20 protein-coding genes and 1 pseudogene are annotated in these 22635 nt (G+C 62.4%); 6 read left to right on the top strand and 15 right to left on the bottom strand.

The window, feature by feature from the left end:
* Positions 1 to 55: 55 nt before the first annotated feature.
* Entirely contained in the window at positions 56 to 415 is a 360-nt protein-coding gene (hfq, locus tag ACWPWQ_RS14730; RefSeq protein WP_005327536.1) for an RNA chaperone Hfq, read from the bottom strand.
* Between the two features lie 323 nt (positions 416 to 738).
* Between hfq and ACWPWQ_RS14725 the strand changes: the two genes are divergently transcribed.
* The 3 genes and pseudogenes from ACWPWQ_RS14725 (at position 739) to ACWPWQ_RS14715 (ending at position 4216) form a co-directional block, all read left to right on the top strand.
* Positions 739 to 2010 (top strand): paraquat-inducible protein A, encoded by a 1272-nt coding sequence (locus ACWPWQ_RS14725; protein ID WP_342059640.1) that lies wholly within the window; start codon positions 739 to 741, stop codon positions 2008 to 2010.
* Positions 2003 to 3647: pseudogene (gene pqiB / locus ACWPWQ_RS14720) on the top strand (intermembrane transport protein PqiB). The gene ACWPWQ_RS14725 and the pseudogene pqiB overlap by 8 nt, the downstream one beginning before the upstream one ends.
* Complete coding sequence (locus tag ACWPWQ_RS14715) at positions 3647 to 4216, top strand: PqiC family protein (protein ID WP_202047281.1); 570 nt, start codon at positions 3647 to 3649, stop codon at positions 4214 to 4216. Before pqiB ends, ACWPWQ_RS14715 begins: the two are co-directional and overlap by 1 nt.
* 65 nt (positions 4217 to 4281) lie before the next feature.
* On the opposite strand, the gene ompA is transcribed toward ACWPWQ_RS14715, so the two are convergent.
* Both ompA and ACWPWQ_RS14705 read right to left on the bottom strand, forming a co-directional pair.
* Complete coding sequence (ompA, locus tag ACWPWQ_RS14710) at positions 4282 to 5313, bottom strand: porin OmpA (protein ID WP_202047280.1); 1032 nt, start codon at positions 5311 to 5313, stop codon at positions 4282 to 4284.
* A 301-nt stretch (positions 5314 to 5614) separates the two neighbouring features.
* A complete protein-coding gene (locus ACWPWQ_RS14705; RefSeq protein ID WP_202047279.1) occupies positions 5615 to 6622 on the bottom strand; it encodes an SGNH/GDSL hydrolase family protein in 1008 nt (335 codons plus the stop codon).
* A gap of 237 nt (positions 6623 to 6859) precedes the next feature.
* Between ACWPWQ_RS14705 and ACWPWQ_RS14700 the strand changes: the two genes are divergently transcribed.
* A complete protein-coding gene (locus ACWPWQ_RS14700; protein WP_247625466.1) occupies positions 6860 to 7240 on the top strand; it encodes a YgiW/YdeI family stress tolerance OB fold protein in 381 nt (126 codons plus the stop codon).
* Between the two features lie 64 nt (positions 7241 to 7304).
* Here the strand turns inward: ACWPWQ_RS14700 and mltC are convergent, their stop codons facing one another.
* The 5 genes from mltC to ACWPWQ_RS14675 all read right to left on the bottom strand — a co-directional run bounded on the left by mltC (position 7305) and on the right by ACWPWQ_RS14675 (position 12350).
* Positions 7305 to 8405 carry a membrane-bound lytic murein transglycosylase MltC gene (gene mltC, locus ACWPWQ_RS14695; protein WP_139433929.1) on the bottom strand — a complete coding sequence of 367 codons (1101 nt, stop codon included), beginning with the start codon at positions 8403 to 8405 and terminating at the stop codon, positions 7305 to 7307.
* Positions 8406 to 8583: 178 nt separating this feature from the next.
* Entirely contained in the window at positions 8584 to 8856 is a 273-nt protein-coding gene (locus ACWPWQ_RS14690) for an oxidative damage protection protein (RefSeq protein WP_139433930.1), read from the bottom strand.
* Positions 8853 to 9926: an A/G-specific adenine glycosylase gene (gene mutY / locus ACWPWQ_RS14685; protein WP_139433931.1), complete on the bottom strand. Its 1074-nt coding sequence runs from the start codon at positions 9924 to 9926 to the stop codon at positions 8853 to 8855. Before mutY ends, ACWPWQ_RS14690 begins: the two co-directional genes overlap by 4 nt.
* 94 nt (positions 9927 to 10020) lie before the next feature.
* The gene (exeB, locus tag ACWPWQ_RS14680; protein WP_342059636.1) at positions 10021 to 10707 is read right to left on the bottom strand and encodes a GspB family T2SS assembly factor variant ExeB; all 687 of its coding nucleotides are present in this window, start codon (positions 10705 to 10707) and stop codon (positions 10021 to 10023) included.
* Positions 10707 to 12350 (bottom strand): ExeA family protein, encoded by a 1644-nt coding sequence (locus tag ACWPWQ_RS14675; RefSeq protein ID WP_342059635.1) that lies wholly within the window; start codon positions 12348 to 12350, stop codon positions 10707 to 10709. Before ACWPWQ_RS14675 ends, exeB begins: the two co-directional genes overlap by 1 nt.
* Positions 12351 to 12569: 219 nt before the next feature.
* On the opposite strand from ACWPWQ_RS14675, the gene ACWPWQ_RS14670 reads away from it, so the two are divergent.
* On the top strand, positions 12570 to 13808 hold the full coding sequence (locus ACWPWQ_RS14670; protein ID WP_454010119.1) for a multifunctional CCA addition/repair protein: 1239 nt from the start codon (positions 12570 to 12572) through the stop codon (positions 13806 to 13808).
* 115 nt (positions 13809 to 13923) lie between these two features.
* Here the strand turns inward: ACWPWQ_RS14670 and ACWPWQ_RS14665 are convergent, their stop codons facing one another.
* Complete coding sequence (locus ACWPWQ_RS14665) at positions 13924 to 15189, bottom strand: inorganic phosphate transporter (RefSeq protein ID WP_106885734.1); 1266 nt, start codon at positions 15187 to 15189, stop codon at positions 13924 to 13926.
* Between the two features lie 25 nt (positions 15190 to 15214).
* The gene (locus tag ACWPWQ_RS14660; RefSeq protein ID WP_025328355.1) at positions 15215 to 15895 is read right to left on the bottom strand and encodes a TIGR00153 family protein; all 681 of its coding nucleotides are present in this window, start codon (positions 15893 to 15895) and stop codon (positions 15215 to 15217) included.
* 169 nt (positions 15896 to 16064) lie between these two features.
* On the opposite strand from ACWPWQ_RS14660, the gene ACWPWQ_RS14655 reads away from it, so the two are divergent.
* Positions 16065 to 17009 carry a CYTH domain-containing protein gene (locus ACWPWQ_RS14655; protein ID WP_454010118.1) on the top strand — a complete coding sequence of 315 codons (945 nt, stop codon included), beginning with the start codon at positions 16065 to 16067 and terminating at the stop codon, positions 17007 to 17009.
* Positions 17010 to 17088: 79 nt separating this feature from the next.
* Here ACWPWQ_RS14655 and ACWPWQ_RS14650 read toward each other — a convergent pair whose 3' ends face one another.
* The 5 genes from ACWPWQ_RS14650 to pckA all read right to left on the bottom strand — a co-directional run bounded on the left by ACWPWQ_RS14650 (position 17089) and on the right by pckA (position 22606).
* Complete coding sequence (locus ACWPWQ_RS14650) at positions 17089 to 17559, bottom strand: outer membrane lipoprotein (protein ID WP_139433935.1); 471 nt, start codon at positions 17557 to 17559, stop codon at positions 17089 to 17091.
* Positions 17560 to 17690: 131 nt separating this feature from the next.
* Positions 17691 to 18143 (bottom strand): GNAT family N-acetyltransferase, encoded by a 453-nt coding sequence (locus tag ACWPWQ_RS14645; protein WP_454010117.1) that lies wholly within the window; start codon positions 18141 to 18143, stop codon positions 17691 to 17693.
* 162 nt (positions 18144 to 18305) lie between these two features.
* The gene (locus tag ACWPWQ_RS14640) at positions 18306 to 20108 is read right to left on the bottom strand and encodes an aminopeptidase P family protein (RefSeq protein WP_454010116.1); all 1803 of its coding nucleotides are present in this window, start codon (positions 20106 to 20108) and stop codon (positions 18306 to 18308) included.
* A gap of 33 nt (positions 20109 to 20141) precedes the next feature.
* Entirely contained in the window at positions 20142 to 20807 is a 666-nt protein-coding gene (locus ACWPWQ_RS14635) for a GntR family transcriptional regulator (RefSeq protein WP_139433938.1), read from the bottom strand.
* A 173-nt stretch (positions 20808 to 20980) separates the two neighbouring features.
* Positions 20981 to 22606, bottom strand: coding sequence for a phosphoenolpyruvate carboxykinase (ATP) (gene pckA / locus ACWPWQ_RS14630; RefSeq protein ID WP_139433939.1), 1626 nt, complete (start codon positions 22604 to 22606; stop codon positions 20981 to 20983).
* Between the last annotated feature and the right edge of the window lie 29 nt (positions 22607 to 22635).

Genomic DNA, 22635 nt, shown 5'->3' with positions numbered 1-22635 from the left:
GCGCGTCGTCACCGATTGACGCAGCGGCAAGTTCAGAGTCAGGAGGAGGCGAGCATCACTGCTCGCTGCTACCGCCCTGGTTGTCGTCATAACGGCTCGGACCGCCGTGGGGGCGCGGGGCCATGGAGACCCGTGGCTTGCGGGCGCGCTGGATGCTGACCTGGGGGCGGCCGGAGTGCATGGCGATGGTGGAGATCTTGGCCTTGTAGACCAGTTGCTGATTGCCATGGGCATCGGTCAACAGCACGCTGTACTGGTCGAAGCCACTGATGGTCCCCTCCAGCTTGATGCCGCTCACCAGGAAGATGGCGACCTGACTGCGGTTCTTGCGCAACCAGTTGAGGGCAGAATCTTGCCCGTTCCCAAGGGAGAAAGCCTGCTCTATGGTGGAGTAGCTTGGGGATTCAGTTGTCATAAATTATTGTCCCGCGGAAAAAAAGTGGCGTTTGATTGTGCTAAATGGTCACAGGCTTGTCAAAGTCATTCTCACCCCGTCGCCAAAGCATCGGTGAACGGGGGCTGCGGTGCGGGAGCTTGCGCAAATCTGCAGATAAATATGCCCCTCTTCCCTTGATGCCGGGTCGGGCTATGTCATCAGCCCCCTTTCCAGGCCAAGGGCTATGCCCATCTATCTCCCGTCCCTTAAGGCTCTGTACATGAACAGGGCTGGTGGTTAGCGGCGGTGGCTGCAATAATTGGCGCCTCTGGCCGTTCGCGGCCTCATGCTGGGGTCCTATCTTGCATCCGGTTTCACACCAACACCCAATTACCTATACCCATGACGCGACCGCGTGCGAAGAGTGTGACCTGCTGGTGCCGGCCACCGAGCTGGCCATGGGGGAGACGAGCAGTTGTCCCCGTTGTGGTCACGTCTTGAGCCGATACTTGCCGCAGCAGGAGCGCAGGCCCATCGCCTACGGCTTTGCGGCGCTCATCATGTTCGTGCTCTCCAACGCCTTCACCTTCATGTCGTTCTCGGCCAAGGGGGTGGGGCAGGAGATGACCTTCCTGCAGTGCATCACCACCCTGGTGGATCAGGGCTATCTGTTTCTGGGGGCCGTGCTGAGCCTGACCCTGATCGGCCTGCCGCTGGTCTATATCGGCTCCATCATGCTGGTGCTGTGGCGGCTCGACAAGGATCTGCACAGCAATGCCCTGCGCTCTCTCGGTCGACTGCTGTGCCGGATCAAGCCCTGGCTGATGGTGGATGTCTTCCTCATCGGGGTGCTCATCTCCCTGGTCAAGCTGATGGGCATGGCGGACGTCAAGATGGGGCTCTCGTTCTGGGCCTTCGTGGGCTACACGGTGCTGCTGATCAAGATGATCTCGTCCCTGGACCGGATGTGGCTGTGGCAGCGGCTGTTCGGCCCGACCGAGGCGAGGGAGCTGGATCCCGAGGCCAGCGCCCTGGCGTGCGGGCTGGTGGGTTGCCACATCTGCGGCGCGCTCAATGACGGCGATGCCCACAGTTGTTCCCGTTGCGGCGATCGTCTGCATCACCGCAAGCCGGGCGGCCTGAACCGCACCTGGGCACTGCTCATCACCTCGGTGATCCTCTATATTCCTGCCAACCTCTATCCCATCATGGACACCGTCTTTCTGGGGGACGACAGCCCCTCGACCATCATGGGTGGTGTGGTGTTGCTCTGGGCCATGGGTTCATACCCCATAGCCGCGGTGATCTTCTTCGCCAGCGTGGTGGTGCCTCTGGTGAAGATACTGGCACTGCTGTGGCTCTGCTACATGGTGCAGCGTGGCCGGGTCGGCTCTCCCCTTGGCAAGCTCAAGCTCTATCGCATGACCGAATTTGTGGGGCGTTGGTCGATGATCGACGTCTTCGTGGTGGCCATATTGGCTGGCCTCATCCGGCTCGATAATCTGATGACCATCTACCCGGGCCCCGCGGCCATTGCTTTTGCCGGGGTCGTTTTGATCACCATGGTGGCCGCCATGAGTTTCGATTCCCGCCTGATCTGGGATTTACAACAAGGAGAGCGCGAACGTGAGTGAGCGTAAGACGAGGTGGAAACCGGGCTCTGACTTTATGAGCTCGGCCGCCGCTATCTGGATGGTGCCGCTGCTGGCGCTGTTCATCGGAGTCTGGATGCTGTTCCAGCACTGGTATTCACAAGGCCCCAGTTTCACCCTGACGGTCGCCACCGCCGAGGGCATAGTGGCGGGCAAGACGGTGATCCGCTCCCGCGAGGTGGAAGTGGGTCGCATCGAGGCGGTGGAGCTCAGCGATGACTACAGCCATGCGGTGCTCAAGGCCCGTCTGACCAATGCCGCCGCCGGCATGCTCAAGAAGGACAGCCAGTTCTGGGTGGTCAAACCCAGGGTCGGGCGGGAGGGTGTCGGGTCTTGGCACCCTGCTCTCCGGGGCCTACATCGAACTCGCGCCGGGCAAGAAGGGCAAGGCGCGCGGTGAATACGCCATGCTGGACAAGCCCCCGCTCGCCTCGGTGGACGCCAAGGGGCTGAGGCTCTCCCTCAGCAGCCGCGATGCGCGTGCCCTGGGGATCGGCTCCCCCATCAGCTATCAGGGCTTCACCATTGGCCAGATAGAGGAGGCCAAGTTCCTGCCGGAGAAGAGCGAGATGCAGTACCAGCTCTTCATCAATGCCCCCTACGACATCCTGGTGAGCAGCAACTCCCGCTTCTGGCTGACCCCGGGCTTCGAGGTCTCCATGAGCAGCGAGGGGATGAAGGTGAAGATGGATTCGCTCGAGAGCCTGCTGGACGGCGGCATCACCATGGGGCTGCCACCGGGCTGGACACCCGGTGAGCCGGTCAAGCAGATGGACAGCTTCACCCTGTTCCAGGACGAGGCGAGCGTGCTGGCCGGTAGCCTGGATCAATTCATCGACTACGTCTTCCTGTTCGAGGACAACGTGGGTGGCCTGCACCCCGGAGCGGCGGTGCAGTATCGCGGCATCCGGGTCGGCACCGTCATCTCTGCCCCCTACCTCATCGACGACAAGGGGGTGCAGATCTTCAAGAGCCGGCAGATCCCCGTGCTGGCCCGCATCGAGGTACAGCGCCTCTCCCATCGCTACGCCAATGCGGAGCGGGAGCAGTGGCGTGCCCTGTTCAGCAAGCAGTTCAAGGAGGGATTGCGGGCCAGCCTCAAGACGTCCAGTCTGCTGACCGGCGGCAAGGTGGTGGATCTCAACTTCTATCCGGATGCCCCCGCCTATGAGCCCATCAAGCTGGCAGGCTATCAGGTGTTCCCGACCGTGCAGGCCGGGCTGGATCAGATAGAGCGCAAGGTGAACCTCATCCTCGACAAGTTCGTCGACATGGACATGGCCACCACGCTGACGCAGGTGAATACCACCCTGGCGACCCTGGACAAGACGCTCAAGCACATCAAGGCGGTGAGTGCCAATCTGGAGCAGTTCACCGGTCAGCGTTCGACCCAGCAGTTGCCCGAGTCACTCAACCAGAGTCTCAAGCAGCTGCAGGAGACGTTGCAGACCTATGATGCCGGTTCCCAGACCAACCAGGAGCTGCGTCAGTCGGTGCAGTCTCTCAATCAGCTGATGGGGGAGTTGCAACCCCTGGTCCATTCCCTGAACGAGCAGCCCAGTTCGCTGATCTTCGACCGCTCCCGTCCCCAGGATCCTGAGCCCAAGCGAGGAAAATGATGAAAAAACGGATGATGACCCTGGCCTTGCTGGGCCTGCTGGCGGGATGCAGCGCCGCGCCGACGGCACTGCACTACTACTCGCTGGATGCGGAGATCCCGCAGTCGAACGGTATCACGGCACAGCCCCGGCACCAGCTGGTGCTGCGTCCCGTCGCCCTCTCTGGCCAGCTGGATCGGATGAGTCTGGTCTATCAGCTGGAGGGCAAGGAGCTGCACTTTGCCGAGTACCATCGCTGGGCGGGTTCACTGGATGCCCAGCTGAACCAGCTCACCCTGAATGGCCTCTCCAGCAGGCTGCCGGGCTGGGTGATACGGCAAGATGGGGCCCGCAAGGGACCCGTGCTGACCATCTCGGTCGAACGCTTCCAGGGGCGGCACGATGGTCGCGCCCTGCTGAGCGGCCGCTGGCGCTTGCTGACGGAGGAGGGGGTGGTGCTGCGGGACGTGCCCTTCCAGCAGGAGCGGGTCTTGCCGGCCGATGGTTATGGCGTCCTGGTCGACGAACTGGGACAGGGCTGGCAGCAACTGCTCGATCAGATAGCGGCGGATGTGCGTACCCGCGGCTGAACGGGACAATGAAAAACGGGAGGCCTGGGCCTCCCGTTTTGTTATCCATTGCGGGTGGGGTGAGGTTATTGCTGAACCTCGGAGACCCCCTGCACCTTGACCTCAACCCGGCGATCCGGGGCCAGGCAGACGATCAGCTCATTCTTGGTGCCGCTGCTGCAGCTGTCGCCGGTGACCGGTGAGCTCTCGCCACGACCTTCCACGTTGACCTTGCCGGCGGGCAGTCCCTTGCCAACCAGATAGTCGGCGACCGTCTGTGCGCGCTGCTCGGACAGCTTCTGGTTATAGGACTCCGAGCCGAGGCGGTCGGTGTAGCCGATGACGGTGGCCGAGCCATCCTTGGGTCTGGCTGCTTCGATATCGCTGTAGAGGGTATCCAGCGCCTGACCGGCTTCCGGCTTGAGGGTGGCCTTGTTGAAGTCAAACAGCACATCCGAACTCAGGGTGAACTGCTTGTCGACCATGACGGGTTCGGGGGCCGGCGCCGGGGCGGCGACCGGCATAGCTTCCGCTACCTGACCGAAGCGGTAGACGGCGGCCAGTGAGAGCAGGCCATTGTCCATGCGCAGGCCGGTGTCTTCACGGCTGCCATAAGGAGAGCTGTACTGGTACTCGAGGCGGGCAGCCCAATCCAGGTTGAAGGCGTATTCGGCACCGAGTGCACCGACGAAAGTGAAGTCGTTGTCACTGTCCAAGTTGTCGCTGCTGGTCCAGCCGTAACCGCCACCGAGGCGACCGTAGAGATCCAGGTTCTCTGCCACCGGGAAGCCGAGCTTCAGGGTCAACTGGGCCAGTTGCGCCTCAACGGAGTCGTTGAAGACGGCGGAATTTCTGGTGCCGTTGTACTTGAGCTTGCCGAGGTAGTCGTAACCGAGCTCGATCCCCAGGTTCTGGTTGATCTGGTAACCGGCGAAGACACCGGCCCCCACCTCATCGTCGTCCTTGTCTTCGGTGGTGATGGTGTTGCTCTCGTCGACGCCGTAGAAGTTGGACCAACCCAGTTTGGCACCGCCATACCAGGTGTTGTCTTGTCCGGCTGCCTGAGCGTTGGCCGCAAGCAAGCCTGAAACCAGCAAGGTAATCAGTGTTTTGTTCATATGAAGCCTCTGCAATTTTGTCTGTGGGGGAGATCGAACCTTGTGTCGCCTCACCTCATGGGTTGGGCCTGTATCCAGCCACAACATGTTTAAACCTAGCTCGCTTTTTAAAATCCACAAGCAACTGATATAAAACATATTGTGATAACCATCTGCATCATAGAGGAGTCGGCTGATGACTGTAGGGGCATGACCCGATTCTGTGATGAGTGTCATACGAGTTTCATTTGTTCGTTGTGGGAAACAACTGACTCCAATAAAGAGGCCGACGTGAAGTCGGCCTCTTGCATCAGTCTGCTCATCACCGGGGGATGAACTCGTACTCCCGTTCGATGAAGGTGGCGGCGCGCTCGCTCAGGGCGGCGTGCACGGCCGTGGTCGGATGGACCTGATCCCAGAACATCTTGCCTTCACAGTCGAGCTCGCTGGCGCTGCGGCGAGCCATCGGGCTGGCAACGGCCTGAGCCAGCAAGGGGTTGCCGGCGATGGCGAGGCGCTCCTGCGCATTGAAGGGAGCAAGCTGGCTGTCGGTGGCGGCGCTGCGGGAGGAGAACGGCTTCCACACATAGCCCCCGCCGTAGCAGGCATTCTCGGTGTCGCTCAGGCCGAAGTTCTGCGGATCCCGCAACATCTCGGCGAACTGCTTGTCGATCTCGAACAGCTTCACCATGCCGGTAGGGGCCAGCTGGCGTGTCAGGTTCAGCAACAGCTCGTTGTGATAGCGGGAGACATGGCTGGCCGCCTCCACCACCTTCTGGCTGCGGGCCGAGGGGTTCTGGCCCAGATCCGGCAGGTTGAACAGCAGGATCTGCTTTGCCCCATGGAGCACCATGCGGTTGGCCGAGTCACTGATGACGTCGCGCACCCGCCTGGCATCCAGCTCGGTATTCCAGCCGTAGGCCAGATAGTCGTTGGCGCCGACCCAGAGGATCACCAGATCGTCCTCCTTGAAGCTGTCCTTCTCCAGGAACTGGGTGATCTCGTAGTCCAGGTTATTGATGACCTGGTACTTGGGATTCCAGGAGATCTTGTTGTAGGCCACCGCGGTGGCCCCCCCTTCCGCCTCGTTGACTATTTTCAGCCCCGGGAACGGCTGGGTCAGCCGCTCCAGCCAGACCGGGCCGTTGGAGAAGCGACCCTGATAGTAGGGCGGGCTGGAGGGGAGATAACCGCGCATCTTGCCATACATCTTGCCGGTGTCGGAGAGACTGTCGCCGAACATCACTATGCGGGAGAAGGGGGGACGCGTCTCGGCGGCATGGGCCGTCAGGGCGAAGAGTCCCAATAAACACAGAAGCCATTTGGTCATGTTGCTGTTCTCATGGAGTGGATGCAGGCGCTGCCTGCGGGCTGTTCCTCGAAGGCAAGGGGCTGGGGACCCCTGTTGCCAGGCTGCACGGTATCCACTCGAATACATTCTTGCAGCAAGCCATGGGCATTAAATCGATTGCGGTCACACTGGCCTCCCCTGGATGGGGGAGGCTTCACGTTTGTTTCACGCCGGCCCGGGCAAGATGCCTGCATACCCAATGACAGGAGCGTGAAAATGAACAAAGCAAAGGTAATCGGCCTGGTGGCCCTGATGTCAGTCTCTTCTTTCGCCATGGCGGCCTACACAGGCCCCCAGGAGCAGAACAAGGTCTCGGTCGCGCAGTTGAAAGACGTGGCAGATGATCAGTGGGTGACCCTGGAAGGCAAGCTGGTCAAGCACCTTGGCGGCGAGAACTACAGCTTCCGCGATGAGAGCGGCGAAGTGGAAGTGGAAGTGGACGGGGACGTGTGGCGCGGCGTTGAAGTGGGCCCGAACGACCTGATCCGCATCCGCGGCGAGGTTGACCACAGCTGGAACAAGACAGAGGTCGAGGTCGAGCACCTGGAAAAGGTCGGTGCCGCTCCCCAGAGCAAGGGCGGCTTCATCGCCAAGTAAGTTTGCAGACCATGCTGATGGGAAGGGCGCTAGATAAGCGCCCTTCCTGTTTTTCTGGCTGCCGTCAGCCGGCCCGGACGGCGACGGTGCGCTTGAACCCTTTCTCGGCCTGATTGACCTTGTAGAGGTAGCGACGGGCCTCCGCCTTGGGGTGCTGCTCGGTCAGCACCTGATAGACCGCCTCGGGGGAGAGCCGGTTGATCATGTCAGGGGCCGCCTTGCGGTTGCTGGAGAAGGTATTGAGCACCCCGCCCGCACCACCGTTGTAGGCGGAGATCACCGCATAGCGACGGGATTGGGGATCCTGGATATCCGCCAGATAGACGGTCTGCAGCAGGTGCAGATAGGCCGTTCCCACGTCTATGTTGTAGGCCGGATTGAACAGATCTTCCCGGGTTGGTTGACCGTTCTTGCCCTTGACCCGCACATAGACGTCCCGTCCGGCGGTGGCCGGGATCACCTGCATCAGACCATAGGCATTGGCATGGCTGACCGCATAGGGGTTGAAACTGCTCTCTGTCTTGATCACCGCATAGATCAGGCTCTCGGCGACGCCGTACTTGCGGGAGGCCTCGCGGATGATGCTGGCGTACTTGTAGCCGCGCTTGTCCTCATGGTTGGCCACCATGGGGATGTCGACGAAGAAGATGGTGCGGATGCCGAGGGTGCGCTTCTTCATCGCGCTGGCCAGCAGGTAGTCGGCATAGCGCTCCGCGCGCCAGCTGGAACGGATGGCCTGACCCTGAGTGTCCAGCACCTGGCCATAGAGGAAGGGCTCGCCACCGGGCATGATCTCTCTATCCGAATAGAGATCCACTTCCGCCGGATCGTCCGGGGTCAGCAGCGTCTCTATGATGGCACGGCGCAGGTGGGCGCGGGGATCGATGCCCGAGACAGTCTCCACCATGATGTGGCCGCTGGAGAAGTCGACGTGGGCCCGGCTCTTGTATTGATCCGTGTATTTGACGTAGTCAAACTTGCCTGCAAACAGTGCCTCACGTCCCCATATCTCGTTCACGTTATGGGAGAGCGCACTGATCATGTGTTCGAAGCCGCGGATGTCCTTGCCGTTGACCAGATCCTCGTCTTCTGCCCCGGGTTTGGGAGAAGAGGAGCAGGCAGAGAGAAACAGCAGGGCGCACAGCAGCCAAAAAATTCGACCCATAAGATCCTCAAACTGGGCGGTGAGGCCGCCCGTCACTCATTTGCCTTGAACCAGAAGAGGGCCAGCCGTCGAGGGCCACTCAGCCTGGATCACAGGGACAACTCATTGGCACCGGGCGGGAGCCGCATGGCCGCAGATGCCGGGCTTCGGCACTCTGCGCCCTGCTCGCCGACTCGGTTTACTGGCTGGGAGGGGTGTAACCGTCGATGGCCACTTCACCCGCTTCAAACAGGTAGCTCACCATCTCCTTTTCCAGCAGCTGGCGATGCTCGAGATTCATCATGTTCAGCTTCTTCTCGTTGATCAGCATCACCTGTTTCTTCTGCCATTCGGTCCAGGCTTCCTTGCTGATGTTGTCGAAGATCCGCTTGCCGAGTTCACCGGGATAGAGTTGGAAATCCAGGCCAGGAGCCTCTTTTTTCAGACGCTGGCAAAATACGGTACGGCTCATGTTGACCTCTGTGGTTGTAAGTCCGGGTAGGCGAGCAGGCGGGCCGTGGCGGCCGCCAATCCCACCTCGGCAGGATGGCGTAAGTTATACCAGAGTCGGGAATCCGCTTCCATGAGCAAGGGGGGGGGCGGGGCAGCCATTTCGATCAGCAAGGGCCGAATATCGAGGTGGAAGTGACTGAAAGTGTGGCGAAATCCAGCGAGCTCCCGGTAGTCGGTCTCATCGAGTCCCAGCCCCTGCAGGCGCCCTTCGATCTCGGCCAGGGACTCCACCTGGGGGAAGCAGTAGAGGCCGCCCCAGATCCCCTGGGGGGGGCGCTTCTCCAGCAGCAGCTGGTCGCCGTGGCGGATGATCAGCATGATGCCGTTGCGGGCCGGAATGCTCTTCTTCGGTTTGCTGTTGGGGTAGGCGGTGGGGTTGCCCTGCGACAGCCCCTGGCAATCGGCCTGCACCGGGCAGCGATCGCAGGCGGGCTTGCTGCGGGTACAGACGGTGGCCCCCATGTCCATCATGGCCTGGTTGTAGTGGGCCACGCCTAGCCTTGGGGTGAGGCGGGTCGCCAGCTCCCAGAGATCGTTCTCCACCTGCTTCTGCCCTGGCCAGCCCGGCAGCGCCAGCCAGCGGGTGAGCACCCGCTTGACGTTGCCGTCCAGAATGGCGTGGGGCTGGCCGAGGGAGAGGGAGAGTACGGCACCGGCGGTAGAGCGACCTATCCCGGGCAGGGCCATCACCTCGTCCAGTCGCTCCGGAAACAGGCCGCCGTGCAGATCGCGGATCTGCTGGGCCGCCTTGTGCAGGTTGCGGGCACGGGCGTAGTAGCCAAGCCCGGTCCAGTGGTGCAGCACCTCGTCGATGGGGGCGTCGGCCAGCGCCAGCACATCGGGGAAGCGGGCCATGAAGCGCTGATAGTAGGGGATGACGGTGGCGACCTGGGTCTGCTGCAACATGATTTCGGAGATCCAGACCCGGTAGGGGGTCTTGTCCTCCTGCCAGGGCAGGGTCTTGCGGCCGTGGATCTGGTACCAGTCCAGGATCCGGGTGGCGAAAGTGCTGTTATCTGAATTGCTCACGGGGTTCTCATGTTTTGATTAAAAAGGGGAGCTCTCGGGCTCCCTCTTGAACTGCCGGCCAGGCCCGCAGGCCCGGCTTGCCATTGTGGTTCGTTCAGCCGCGCCAGTCCTGCAGCGCCTTGAGGCTGACATGCTGACCGCCGACCTGCAGGATGATGTAGTCCTGGGCGATGGCGACCAGCTGCACCCCGGGGGCGACCTCACTGCCCTCGTGCAACTCCCGCCCGTTGAGCACCACGGCGCGTTTGGCCGGGTCGGAGGAGAAGTTGTGGGCGCCATAGGTCAGTGGAGGTACCTGCTGTTTGAGCGCGGGATCCAGGGCGCTGATTGGCATGGCGCCGGCCTGGGGCTGGGCCTGGGGCGCCGTCTCTTCCACCAGCGGGGTGTTGTTGAGGGCCATCATGATGCGCTCTGCCAGGCTCTGGGTGCCGTTGCCGGCGGTCGCCGTCGCGGGGGCCGCAGCAGCGGGTTTGGGCTGCACCACGGGCTCAGGCAGGGGCGGAGGCAGCGGGCGGGTGATCATGGGTCTGGGCTCGACCCGCACGAAGGGAGGCGTCACCACCTCCTTCACCTCGATCTGCTGTTCTATGGGCTTGAGATGATAGAGGTGCCAGCCATAGTTGGCGGCCGCCCCCATGATCAGGGCAAGGGGGGCCAGCATCCACCAGATCCAGCGGCGGTTCGGTTCCTCTTCCTGGCCCACGGGCAGGCCCATGAGGGGCATGTGGGGAGTGAACTGGGATTGGTCGGCGCGGCGCAGGGCCTTGAGCAGGGTAGACATCAGGAGGCATCCTCCATCAGGGGATCCATGGCGTCGTCCGCCACGGCATCCAGATCGACAGGGGTGCTGGCACGCAGGGATTCATCCTCCAGCCTCGGCATGGGTTCACCGGCCACGGCATTCAGGCGCAGCAGGGTATTGCTGCCTGCGATGCCGTCCGGGGTCAGCCCCTGCTCGCGCTGGAACTGCTGCAGCTTGCTCTTGAGGGTGGCATCGAAGCGGCTCACCTTGCGATCCGGCTGCTGCATGGCGCGGCTCAGCGCATTGTCCAGCCACTGGGCCTGGGCCGCGCTGGCATTGCTGCCTATCAGGGGTACGCCGCCCTTGGGCATGCGCCACAGCAGGGTATAACTGCCCCCCCAGGCATCGGACAGCCACTGCCTGTCCACCTGCCAGCTCTGATTGCCGATGAGCAGGGAGGCCTTGTCCGGCCCCAGGCTGACCAGGGTGGCGTAATAGAGTCCTCCCGTTTCATCGGTCAGGCTGATGAGGGCGGGATATTGCAGGGCCTGCAGCTCGGCCAGGGTGGCTTCCCCCTCCTGGCAACGCAGACCGGCACGGGGGGCGTCGTCACAGGTCGCTTCCTCCAGCTCGGTCTGGTAGCCCCACACCCTGTAAAGGTTCTGCATGGCCACGTCGGGTGAAATCGCCTGATTGATGGCGCGGGTCAGCTGTTCCAGCTGCTCCGGCGTCTCATCCACCTTGACCGGTACCTCCACCTTGACCAGGGGGCGAGCAGGGAAGACGCCGAAGAACTGCCAGCCCCACCAGCCGGCGGCGACCAGCAGGGCGCCTGCCAGGGTCACGGTGAGGCCGGACTGCCAGCTTCCCTCGTCACGAATGCCGCTCACTTCATAGGCCGCCAGGCTGATGTCGCCGTGGGCTATCTTGTGGCTGCCGCGGGCGAAGGCGGCGATCAGGGCGCGGTCGCAGATGAGGTTGATGAGGCGCGGGATGCCGCCGGAGAGGCGGTGCAGGGTCTGGATCGCCCTGGGGGTGAAGATGGGTTGGACACAGCCCGCCACCTGCAGCCGGAAACGCACATAGGCGTCCACATCCTGACAGGAGAGCGGCAGCAGGTGGTAGCGGGCCGTGATGCGCTGGGCCAGCTGGCGCAGCAGGGGCTGGCGCAACATCTGTTGCAGCTCCGGCTGGCCGATGAGCACCACCTGCAGCAGCTTCTTCTCGTCGGTCTCCAGGTTGGTGAGCAGGCGCAACTGCTCCAGCACGCCGGGCAGCAGATGCTGGGCTTCATCCACCAGCACCACGCTGCGTTTGCCCGCCGCCAGGTTGGCCAGCAGGTGATCGCGAATGAGATCGAACAGCTGCTTGAGGCTGGCCTCCTCGGCATAGGGCAACTGGAACTCGTCACAGATGGCCGCCAGCAGATCCCGCTCGGTCAGGGAAGGATTGAGGATGTAGGCGATCTCGGTCTCGGCGGGCAGCTGCTGGAGCAGGCAGCGGGAGACAGTAGTCTTGCCCGTGCCCACTTCCCCCGTCAGCAGCACGAAGCCGCCGCCGTCCTGCAACCCGTAGTTGAGGTGGGCGAGGGCCTCCCCGTGGCGTTCGCTCATATAGAGATATTTGGGGTTGGGCGAGATGGAGAACGGGGGCTCCGACAGACCGAAGAACTGTGTGTACATAAGGATCCATTCCATTGTTATGGCGGCAGGTTAAAGCCTCCCCAGAGGGATGTCAAAGACCCGGATACCATAAGAGGGGCATCCCGGTCACCGGCTCAAACGGCAATGAGACGCGGGGTCGAATGATCAGAGGGTAGTCGCTCTTCCCGAGCCGGGATCCGTCGTGTCTGTCGGCCAAAAGCGGTATCATCGAGGCAGGTTTATCGAGGGAGAGTGCGTGTGCAGATTTATCTGGTTGGGGGGGCGGTCCGTGATCGCCTGTTGGGCTTGCCCCAGGGGGACAGGGATCATCTGGTGGTCGGCGCCACTGTGGAACAGATGCTGAGCCTGGGGTTCACCCAGGTCGGCCGCGACTTTCCGGTGTTTCTCCACCCCAGCACCCAGCAGGAGTACGCCCTGGCGCGCACCGAGCGCAAGCAGGGCCGGGGCTATACCGGCTTCGTCTGCCACGCCGCCCCCGAGGTGACGCTGGAGCAAGATCTGCTGCGCCGGGATCTCACCATCAACGCCATCGCCGAAGACGAGAGCGGGCAACTGCACGATCCCTACGGCGGCCTCCAGGATCTGGAGGCGCGGCTGCTGCGCCACGTCTCCCCGGCCTTCGCCGAGGATCCCCTGCGCATCCTGCGGGTGGCCCGCTTCGCCGCCCGTTTCCATGAGCAGGGCTTCGCGGTGGCCCCCGAGACGTTGGCGCTGATGCGGGAGATGACCGACGCCGGCGAGCTCGCCCACCTGACCCCGGAGCGGGTCTGGAAGGAGCTGGAGAAGGTGCTGCTGGGGCGGACCCCCAGGGTCTTCTTCGAGGTGTTGCGCGACTGCGATGCCCTCAAGGCGCTCTTCCCCGAGCTGGACGCCCTGTTCGGGGTGCCGGCCCCCGCCAAGTGGCACCCTGAGATAGACACCGGCATTCACACCCTGATGGTGCTGGATCAGGCCTGCCAGCGCTCCCCGGATCTGCCGGTCCGCTTCGCCGCCCTCTGCCACGACTTTGGCAAGGGCCTGACCCCCCCTGCGTTCTGGCCGAGCCACCACGGCCACGGCCAGAAAGGGTTGCCTCTCATCCGGGATTTCTGCGAGCGGTTCAGGGTGCCGAACGACTGCCGCGATCTGGCCCTGCTGGTGAGCGATCTGCACACCCACATCCACATCGCCTTCGATCTCAAGCCGCCGACCCTGCTCAAGGTGTTCGACAAGGCGGATGCCTGGCGCAGGCCGGAGCGCTTCGCCCAACTGCTGGATGCCTGCCGTGCCGACTTCCACGGTCGTACCGGTTTCGAAGAGAAGGTCTACAGTCAGCCGGACTATGTGGCCCAGGCCCTGGCGGCGGCCCAGGCGGTGCCGGTCAAGGAGATAGTGGCGGCGGGTTTCAAGGGGGAGGGGATCCGCGAGCAACTCGCCAAGCGGCGGCTCGATGCCATCAGCCGGGTGCGCGACGAGTGGACCTTTATCGAGGAATAAGCGCCTCTACAGGGTCGATGAGCGAAGCGTCATCGACCGTTTGAGGCAACGCAGAAGCATAAAAAAGCCCGAGTCACCGACCCGGGCTTTTTGCCGTCTGTAGGTTGTAACCGGCTTAGGAGAAGCAGGCCTGCAACACGTAGAAGATGGCGATGGCCAGGATGGCGCCGGCGGGCAGGGTGATGACCCAGGAGACCACGATGTTGCGCAGCACGCCCAGGTTCAGGGCGGCGATGCCACGGGCCAGACCCACCCCCATCACGGCACCGACCAGGGTCTGGGTGGTGGAGATGGGCAGACCTGTACCCGAGGCGATCACCACGGTGGCGGCGGTCGCCAGCTGGGCGGCGAAGCCACGGCTTGGGGTCAGGTGGGTGATGCCGGTGCCGACGGTGGCCATCACCTTCTCACCCATGGTGGCCAGACCGATGACGATACCTATGCCACCAAGGGGCAGTATCCACCAGGCGATGTGGGAATTGCCGGTGATCTGGCCGGCACTCTCGACTGTGGATACCACGGCGGAGAGCGGGCCTATGGCGTTGGCCACGTCGTTTGAGCCGTGGGCGAAGGCCATGGCACAGGCGGTGATCACCATCAGGATGCCGAACACCTTCTCCACGTTGGCGAAGTGCATCTTGTTGTCATCCTGCGGGTTGTACTGCTGACCGCGAATGTAGAACCAGCCGCCGATGGAGAGGGTCACCGAGATGGCGATGGAGAGCAGTATGCCCTCGCCGTCGCTCAGGTGCAGACCGACGTGGGTCAGCCCCTTCTTGATGGTCACCAGGCAGATGACCAGCGCGGTCAGGAACATGTAGAAGGGGACATAGCGCTTGGCGTTGGCCAGCGGGTTGTCGGTGTTGAAGATGAGCTTCTGCACGCTGATGAACATGAAGTAGGCGATGATGCCCGAGATGGCCGGTGTGACCACCCAGGAGCCGACTATGCCGCCAAACTTGCTCCACTGCACCGCTTCCGGGCCGACGCTCACCACGGCGAAGCCGACGATGGCCCCTATGATGGAGTGCGTGGTGGAGACGGGCCAGCCGAAGTAGGAGGCCAGGATCAGCCAGAGGCCGGCGGCCAGCAGGGAGGCTATCATGCCGAGCACCAGCAGGTCCGGGGTATCGGTGAAGGCATTGGTATCTATGATGCCGTTACGGATGGTCGCCGTGACTTCGCCACCGGCCAGATAGGCACCGGCGAACTCGAAGATCATGGCGATGATGATCGCCTGACGTATGGTCAGAGACTTGGTGCCGACCGATGTGCCCATGGCGTTGGCGACGTCGTTCGCACCTATGCCCCAGGCCATCAAAAAGCCGAACAAGGCCGCCACGAGCACCAGGGTGGTGCCGTAATTTGCGATAATGTCCATTAGTAGTGTTTACCCAGTCAGTCGATTACGAACGAGCCAGCATCAGTTCCAGACGGGCGCCAACGCGCTCGGCCTGATCAGCCAGGTCACCTACCCATTCGAGGATCTTGTAGAGGAACATAACGTCGATCGGATTGTACTTGTGCTCAACGGCTTGCAGCTGTTGGCGCAGCCCGATCTGCATGGTGTCAGTATCGTCCTCGATAAGATCCAGCTGGTGGATCATCTCGGCAACCATTTCAACTTCACGTCCTTTAAAGCCGGTTTCGAGCAGCTCATCGAGTTCTCCGATGGCTTTTTCGGCTTGGGCGGTCGCATCGATACAACGTTTGAGATAGGCCATGAAATCGGCTCGCATCTCGGTGGGGAATTCCATCTTGCGGCCAAGCATGCGGCCGGAAATATCCTTGGCACGATTGGCAATCTTGTCCTGCTGAGTCAGCAGTTCCAGCAGATCGGTACGGGCGACCGGCAGAAACAGACCGCGAGGCAGTTTGAGGCGAATTTCGCGTTTGAGAATATCCGCTTCTTTTTCCAGCTGGGCTATCTGTTGCCGGATTTTTTCGGCATCTTCCCAACGGTCTTCGGCAACGGCATCAAAGAAGGGAACCAGCTGCTGGGAGCACTGGTGAACCTTGACGATATGCTTCTGCAGCGGCTTGATGGGGGACTTGGCAAAAAGACCCAAAATAGTATTTACTGGCATGGCCAAACCTGTGTCGGTGAAAAAACACTCGATACGATTTTATGAGGGGCGCAGGATAACCGAACTGTGCCATCAATAAAACCGTGAATTAATCCTTATCTATCGCTGGCATTATATCCTCGCGACCCGGATCATGCCCCCCAAAGTTGCCTGCCTGCCCGGAATGACTATGCAAACTGAGATCGAGATAAAGTTTTTCGTCACCAGCAATATTCAAGAATCTCTCTCCAACTTTCTGAATTCACTTGAAATTATCTCCTCTGAGCAGGTTAGCCTCGGCAATGTCTATTTCGATACGCCCAAGCTGGATTTACGCCGGCTCGACATGGGATTGCGGATCCGCCGCAGCGACCAATTTTCCGAACAGACCATCAAATGTCGTGGCCAGGTGGTCGGCGGGCTGCACGCCAGACCCGAATACAATGCCCCGGTGAGCGGGGATCTGCCGACCCTGTCCGCCTTCCCTGATGCCATCTGGCCGAGTCTGGCCGTGCGCGACGAGATCCAGTCCACTCTGGTGGCCCAATTCAGCACCGACTTCCTGCGCCGTCACTGGCTCATCGCCTTCGAGGGGGCACAGATTGAACTGGCCTGGGATAGAGGGGAGATCGGCGGTGCCCTGGGGCGCAACGACATCGACGAGCTGGAGCTGGAGCTCAAGTCCGGCGAGGCGAGGGCCCTGTTCGGGCTGGCCGCGCGTCTGGCGGAGCTGGGGGGCGTCAGGTTGGGGGCCCAATCCAAGGCGCAGCGGGGCTATCGGCTGGCGGGGCTCGGCAAGCCCCTGGCGGCGCAACCCTTGCCGGATGTCGGCGGGCTCGATGGCAAGGCCTGCATCACGCTCGGCCTGCAGCTCTGGCAGCATCACGAGCAGCTCTGGCTGGAGTGCGGGGATGAGGAGCGGCCGCTGGCGCTGCAAGGGATGCTGCAGGGTTGCGACCTGGTGGTCGAGGCCGCCGAGAACCTGGCGCCGGTCCCTGCCTGGTTGCCCGCTCTTCGGGTGCAGCAGCGTTTGCTGGCGGAGGCGGGGGAAGAGCGGCTGTCGGCCCTGCTGCACGGCGCCGATCTCGTGGGCCTGCAACTGGCCATTGCGGCCTGGCTGCACCTGGATGCTTGAGGGACCAGGTTTGCACTGAATGCAAAAAGGTGAGCCCAGGCTCACCTTTTTGTTTGCTGATGGAAAGCGTCCGTCGGGATCAGTTCACCACGGCCACGTTGATGCTGCCATTGCCCTGGGTCATGCGGACCCGGGCGCCGGGCACGAAGGTGGGGCTGGCCTTTTGCACCACGACGATGGATTCGCCGTTCTCTTTCTTGATCTCGAGCTCGACGCCATCCACCTGGTTGAGCTTGTCACCGGCAGCCTTGCCTGCGGCGGCGCCCGCGATGGCCCCCCCGGCGGCGGCGATGTCGCTGCCGCGACCGCCCCCTATGGTGCTGCCGAGCAGGCCACCGACCACGGCGCCGCCTATGGTGCCGATCAGGGAGTTCTCATCGGCCTGGATCTTGACCGGGCGGGTGGAGATGATGGTGCCGTAGCTGACGGTCTGAACCTGCTTGGCGCGATCCTTGGTGTAGACATCGCCGGAGTAGACGTCGCTGTTGGCGCAGCCGGTGATGGCGGTGGTGGCGGCCAGCAGGGTGACGAGAGCAATACGTTTCAACATGATGGGCCTCCTGGGCGGGCATCGGGTTAATCGGTTTGATGCATTCCACTCTACGCCAACCGGATTGTGCATTAAACCCGCAAAGTGTAACCAATTATGTGGCCTGAACGGCGGTCAGCCCCCGATGCGGGTCAGCTCAGGGCCTTCTCCAGCAGCAGGCGATCCTCCCCGGGGCCGAAATAGCCGGGCTCCTCGGCCAGCAGGACGTAGCCGAGGCGCAAGTAGAGGCGCTGGGCCGGATTGGCCGGATCCACGGTCAGCCTGACTCGTGCCACCTGCAGCTCTGCCAGTGCCTGCTCCACCTGCCGCATCATGCGCTCGGCCAGGCCAAAGCCGCGGGCCTCGGGCCGCACCGCCAGAGAGAGCAGCCAGCCCTGCGACCGATCCTGACCCAGGCCTCCCAGGGCATAACCCAGCAGCCTGCCCTCCAGCTCCGCCACGACCAGCAAGGCGGGCCACAGATCCATGGCCTGACGGAAGAAGAAGGCGGGGTAGACATCCTCCCCGAAGACGTCGGCGTCGATCTGCCAGATGGCGTGCATGTCGGCGTAGGTGGCAAGGCGTAATACGGGGGACGAGTGCATCAGGGCTCCTCTCATCGGGTTTCTGCTGCGGGGCAGCCAAAAAAGGAGGCACAGGGTAGAAGGCCAGAGGAGTCGATGCAAGCGGGTCGGCTGTGGCAGACCACGGATAAAGAAACAGGGCCCGCAGGCCCTGTTTCACCGGACAACCTCGATTGTCTGCGATCAGATGAGGCGGGTCGCCTGCTCCAGCCAGGCGAGATCCTCGCCCTCCAGCAGCGGGCTCAGGCGGCGGTAGACCTCGGCATGGTAGTCGTTGATCCAGCGGAACTCGGCCTGGCTCAACAGGCTGCGATCGATGAGACGGATATCGAACGGCACGTAAGTCAGCCGCTCGAAGCCCAGCATCGCCAGCTCGCCCACCTGCTCCAGCTCGGTCACCACCACCAGGTTCTCGCAGCGGATGCCGAAGCCGTTTTCCCTGTAGTAACCCGGTTCGTTGGAGAGCACCATGCCCGGCTGCAGGGCCACCAGGCTGCCCTTGGGGGCGATGCGCTGCGGGCCTTCGTGCACGCTCAGGAAGTGGCCGACCCCGTGGCCTGTGCCGTGGTCGTAGTTGTAACCGGCCTGCCACAGGGGCATGCGGGCCAGCACGTCGAGCTGGATGCCGGCGGTGCCGCGGGGGAAGCGGGCCTGATCCAGGGCGATATGACCCTGCAGCACCCGGGTGAACATGGCCTTGTGCTCGTCGGTGACCTCACCGACCTTGACGGTGCGGGTGATGTCGGTGGTGCCGTCCAGATACTGGGCACCGGAATCCACCAGGTAGATGCTGTCCTGACCGAAGGGGCGCGGGGTGCCGTTGGTGTGACGGTAGTGGCACATGGCGGCGTTGGGACCCAGCGCCGAGATGGTGTCAAAGCTCGGCTCGACGTAGTGATCCTGCTCGCGGCGGAAGGCTTCTAGACGATCGGCCAGGGTGCCCTCATCCATATCCTGATAGTCGCCGGAGGCGATCAGGCGATCCAGCCAGGCGAGGAAGCGGGTGACGGCGACGCCGTCGCGCAGATGGGCGCGCTGCATGCCGGCCAGCTCCACGGCGTTCTTGCACGCCTTGGGCAACATGGTCGGATCCTGCCCTGCCACCAGGATGGCGCCCGCCTCTTCCATGACGAGCTGGGTCCAGGCGTTGGCGGTGTTGGGGTCGGCCAGCACCTTCTGCTGATCCTCGCCGATGCGCTGCAGCACGTCACCCAGCTTGTCGATGGGGTAGACGGAGACATCCTGCCCCACGTGGCGGGTGAAGGCGATGCAGTCGATCTTGTCGGTGTCGACGAAGAAATCCATGCTGGTGTTGGCGTAGAGCACCGCAAAGCCCAGCACTACCGGCAGCCGCTCCACGTCGCGGCCGCGCAGGTTGAGCAGCCAGTTGATGGGCTCGGCCTGGGTCAGCAGCACCGCATCCAGCCCGCGCTTGCGCAGGTCCGCCGCCAGCAGCTCGCGCTTGGCCTGGCTGGACTGGCCCGCCAGCTCCTCGCTGTAGAGGATGACAGGGGTCTTGGTCGGGGCGGGGCGATCGCTCCAGTGCAGATCGATGGGGTTCTCATCGACCCGAACCAGCGCTATGCCGCGCTCGGCCAGTATTGGCTTGGCGCTCTGGTACCAGGCGAGGCTGTGCAGGCGGGGATCGAAGCCGACCCGGGCGCCGGACGGCAGTTGCTCTGCCAGCCACTGGACGTGGGGATCTTCGTTCAGGTGAAGAAACTCAAACAGCTCGGCCGGTGCCTGCATGCGGGCCTGCACCGTATAACGACCGTCGACGAACAGGGCCGCCCGCTGCGCCATGATGATGGCGAGGCCGGCGGAGCCGTTGAAACCCGTGATCCAGTCCAGCCGTTCGGCATAGGCGGGAATGTACTCCCCCAGGTGCTCGTCGTCGTGGGGAACGATGAAGGCGTCCAGTTCCAACGTGGCCAGAGTGGCCCTGACCTGGGCGACGCGGGTTTCAATAATCTCGAAATGATTCATGTCGTTATTGCCAGATTGTGATGATGTGAGTGTTCACTGATTGTGGCCGCTTGCCAGGATCTGTCGGATCGACTGGCCTGCCGCCTCGATATGTTGCTTGAGCAGGACCACGGCCTCGTGCTTGCGGCGGGCGCGGCACAGCTCCAGCAGGCGGGCGTGTTCGCGCTCGGCCTTGTCCACGCCGCCCTGGGCGAACAGCAGCTCGAAGCGTACGTAGCGATCGCAGCTCAGATTGATCTGGGCGATGAGATCCAGTGCCTGGGGACGATTGGCGGCCTGATAGAGGGTGGCGTGAAAACTGTGGTTCAACTCGGCCCAGTGCTCGATCTGGGTGCCGGACTCCAGCGCCAGATCAAACTGGGCCAGGATGGCTTGCGCCTTGGCGAAGGTCTCCTCCGTCATCAGGTCGACGGCGTGGAACAGGGTATCGGCTTCCAGCAGCGCCCGCAAATAAAAGAGCTCCTCGATGGCCGAGGCGTCCAGCATGGTGACCACGGCGCCGCGATGGGCCTCGAACTTCACCAGCCCCTGGGCCTCCAACTGCATCAGCGCCTCCCGCACCGGAATGCGGCTCACCGCCAGCTCCTTGGCGATGGCGTCCTGACGCAGGGGGGCGCCTGCCGCAAACTCCCCACGCAAAATCCGGCCGCGGAGGTTCTCCATCACCATCTGGGTACGGGTCTTGTAGGGTAGGGTCATGCTTGAGTCACGGGCAGGTTGCAAAATTGTATATTGTATAAAGTTTGGCTGAATCTAACGCGCAACCGCCTGCAAGGCAAGGCTTGGCAGGATCCATATGCCGCGCATCGGCCAAAAAAATACCGGCCAGCTGGGCTGACCGGTATGGGGTTGTCACCTTGGCGGGACGCAGCTTACAGCTGCGGACCCGCAGCAACCAGGCGTTTGCCTTCGTCGTTGTCGGTGAAGCGCTCGAAGTTCTTGATGAAGCGCTGGGCCAGATCCTGGGCCTTGGCGTCCCACTCGGCCTGGTCGGCATAGGTGTCGCGCGGGTCGAGGATGGCCGGGTTCACGCCCGGCAGCTCGGTCGGCACTTCCAGGTTGAAGACAGGCAGCACCTTGGTCGGCGCCTGCTCGATGGAACCATCCAGGATGGCGTCGATGATGGCGCGGGTGTCCTTGATGGAGATGCGCTTGCCGGTGCCGTTCCAGCCGGTGTTCACCAGGTAGGCTTCCGCCCCTGAGGCTTCCATCCGCTTCACCAGCTCCTGACCGTACTTGGTCGGGTGCAGGCTGAGGAAGGCGGCGCCAAAGCAGGAGGAGAAGGTCGGCGTCGGCTCTGTGATGCCGCGCTCGGTACCGGCCAGTTTGGCGGTGAAGCCAGACAGGAAGTGGTACTTGGTCTGCTCCTTGGTCAGCTTGGCGACCGGAGGCAGCACCCCGAAGGCATCGGCGGTCAGGAAGATAACCTTGTTGGCATGACCCGCCTTGGAGACCGGCTTGACGATGTTCTCGATGTGATAGATGGGGTAGGAGACCCGGGTATTCTCGGTCTTGGATCCATCGTCGAAGTCGATGGTGCCGTCGGCTGCGACCGTCACGTTCTCCAGCAGGGCGTCGCGACGGATGGCGTTGTAGATATCCGGTTCGGCCTCTTTGGAGAGCTTGATGGTCTTGGCGTAGCAGCCCCCTTCGAAGTTGAACACGCCGTGGTCGTCCCAGCCGTGCTCGTCATCGCCGATCAGCTGGCGCTTGGGATCGGTGGAGAGGGTGGTCTTGCCGGTACCGGAGAGGCCGAAGAAGATGGCCACGTCCCCATCCTTGCCCACGTTGGCGGAGCAGTGCATGGAGGCGATGCCGCGCAGGGGCAAGAAGTAGTTCATCATGGAGAACATGCCCTTCTTCATCTCGCCACCGTACCAGGTGCCACCGATGAGCTGCATCTTCTCTGTCATGTTGAAGGCGACGAAGTTCTCGGAGTTGAGACCCTGCTCCTTCCAGTTCGGGTTGGTGCACTTGGCACCGTTCATCACCACGAAGTCCGGTTTGAAGGTTTTCAGTTCTTCTTCGCTCGGGCGGATGAACATGTTCTTCACGAAGTGCGCCTGCCAGGCCACCTCTGTGATGATGCGTACCGCCAGACGGGTGTCAGGGTTGGCGCCGCAGTAGCCATCCACCACGAACAGGCGCTTGCCGGAGAGCTGTTTGGTCACCAGAGATTTCAGATGTGACCACACTTCCGGGGTGATTGCCTTGTTATCGTTCTTACCCTGGTCAGACCACCACACAGTATCCTGGGTGGTGCCGTCCTTGACGATATATTTATCTTTTGGGGAACGGCCGGTGAAGATGCCGGTGTTGACGTTGACGGCACCGAGCTCGGTGACGACGCCACGTTCGAATCCTTCCAGGTCTGGGCGGGTCTCTTCTGCGAAAAGCTGCTCATAGGAGGGGTTGCGAACGATTTCCTGGCTGTTTTTGATACCGTATTGGTCCAGCTTCAGTTGTTGGGCCAGGGTGGGTTCTACCACGATAGTCATTATGTTCTCCTGGGTTCAGAGGTGTGTAG

This window comes from Aeromonas sp. Marseille-Q7275, assembly GCF_965119515.1.
The sequence above is the reverse complement of the archived record's forward strand: the minus strand, read 5'-3'. Positions and strand labels throughout refer to the sequence as shown.

Coding starts and splice junctions, on each gene's coding strand:
- hfq (WP_005327536.1), bottom strand. CDS start 415: ATGACAACTGAATCCCCAAGCTACTCCACCATAGAGCAGGCTTTCTCC.
- ACWPWQ_RS14715 (WP_202047281.1), top strand. CDS start 3,647: ATGAAAAAACGGATGATGACCCTGGCCTTGCTGGGCCTGCTGGCGGGA.
- ompA (WP_202047280.1), bottom strand. CDS start 5,313: ATGAACAAAACACTGATTACCTTGCTGGTTTCAGGCTTGCTTGCGGCC.
- ACWPWQ_RS14705 (WP_202047279.1), bottom strand. CDS start 6,622: ATGACCAAATGGCTTCTGTGTTTATTGGGACTCTTCGCCCTGACGGCC.
- ACWPWQ_RS14700 (WP_247625466.1), top strand. CDS start 6,860: ATGAACAAAGCAAAGGTAATCGGCCTGGTGGCCCTGATGTCAGTCTCT.
- mltC (WP_139433929.1), bottom strand. CDS start 8,405: ATGGGTCGAATTTTTTGGCTGCTGTGCGCCCTGCTGTTTCTCTCTGCC.
- ACWPWQ_RS14690 (WP_139433930.1), bottom strand. CDS start 8,856: ATGAGCCGTACCGTATTTTGCCAGCGTCTGAAAAAAGAGGCTCCTGGC.
- exeB (WP_342059636.1), bottom strand. CDS start 10,707: ATGTCTACCCTGCTCAAGGCCCTGCGCCGCGCCGACCAATCCCAGTTC.
- ACWPWQ_RS14675 (WP_342059635.1), bottom strand. CDS start 12,350: ATGTACACACAGTTCTTCGGTCTGTCGGAGCCCCCGTTCTCCATCTCG.
- ACWPWQ_RS14665 (WP_106885734.1), bottom strand. CDS start 15,189: ATGGACATTATCGCAAATTACGGCACCACCCTGGTGCTCGTGGCGGCC.
- ACWPWQ_RS14660 (WP_025328355.1), bottom strand. CDS start 15,895: ATGCCAGTAAATACTATTTTGGGTCTTTTTGCCAAGTCCCCCATCAAG.
- ACWPWQ_RS14655 (WP_454010118.1), top strand. CDS start 16,065: ATGCAAACTGAGATCGAGATAAAGTTTTTCGTCACCAGCAATATTCAA.
- ACWPWQ_RS14650 (WP_139433935.1), bottom strand. CDS start 17,559: ATGTTGAAACGTATTGCTCTCGTCACCCTGCTGGCCGCCACCACCGCC.
- ACWPWQ_RS14645 (WP_454010117.1), bottom strand. CDS start 18,143: ATGCACTCGTCCCCCGTATTACGCCTTGCCACCTACGCCGACATGCAC.
- ACWPWQ_RS14640 (WP_454010116.1), bottom strand. CDS start 20,108: ATGAATCATTTCGAGATTATTGAAACCCGCGTCGCCCAGGTCAGGGCC.
- ACWPWQ_RS14635 (WP_139433938.1), bottom strand. CDS start 20,807: ATGACCCTACCCTACAAGACCCGTACCCAGATGGTGATGGAGAACCTC.
- pckA (WP_139433939.1), bottom strand. CDS start 22,606: ATGACTATCGTGGTAGAACCCACCCTGGCCCAACAACTGAAGCTGGAC.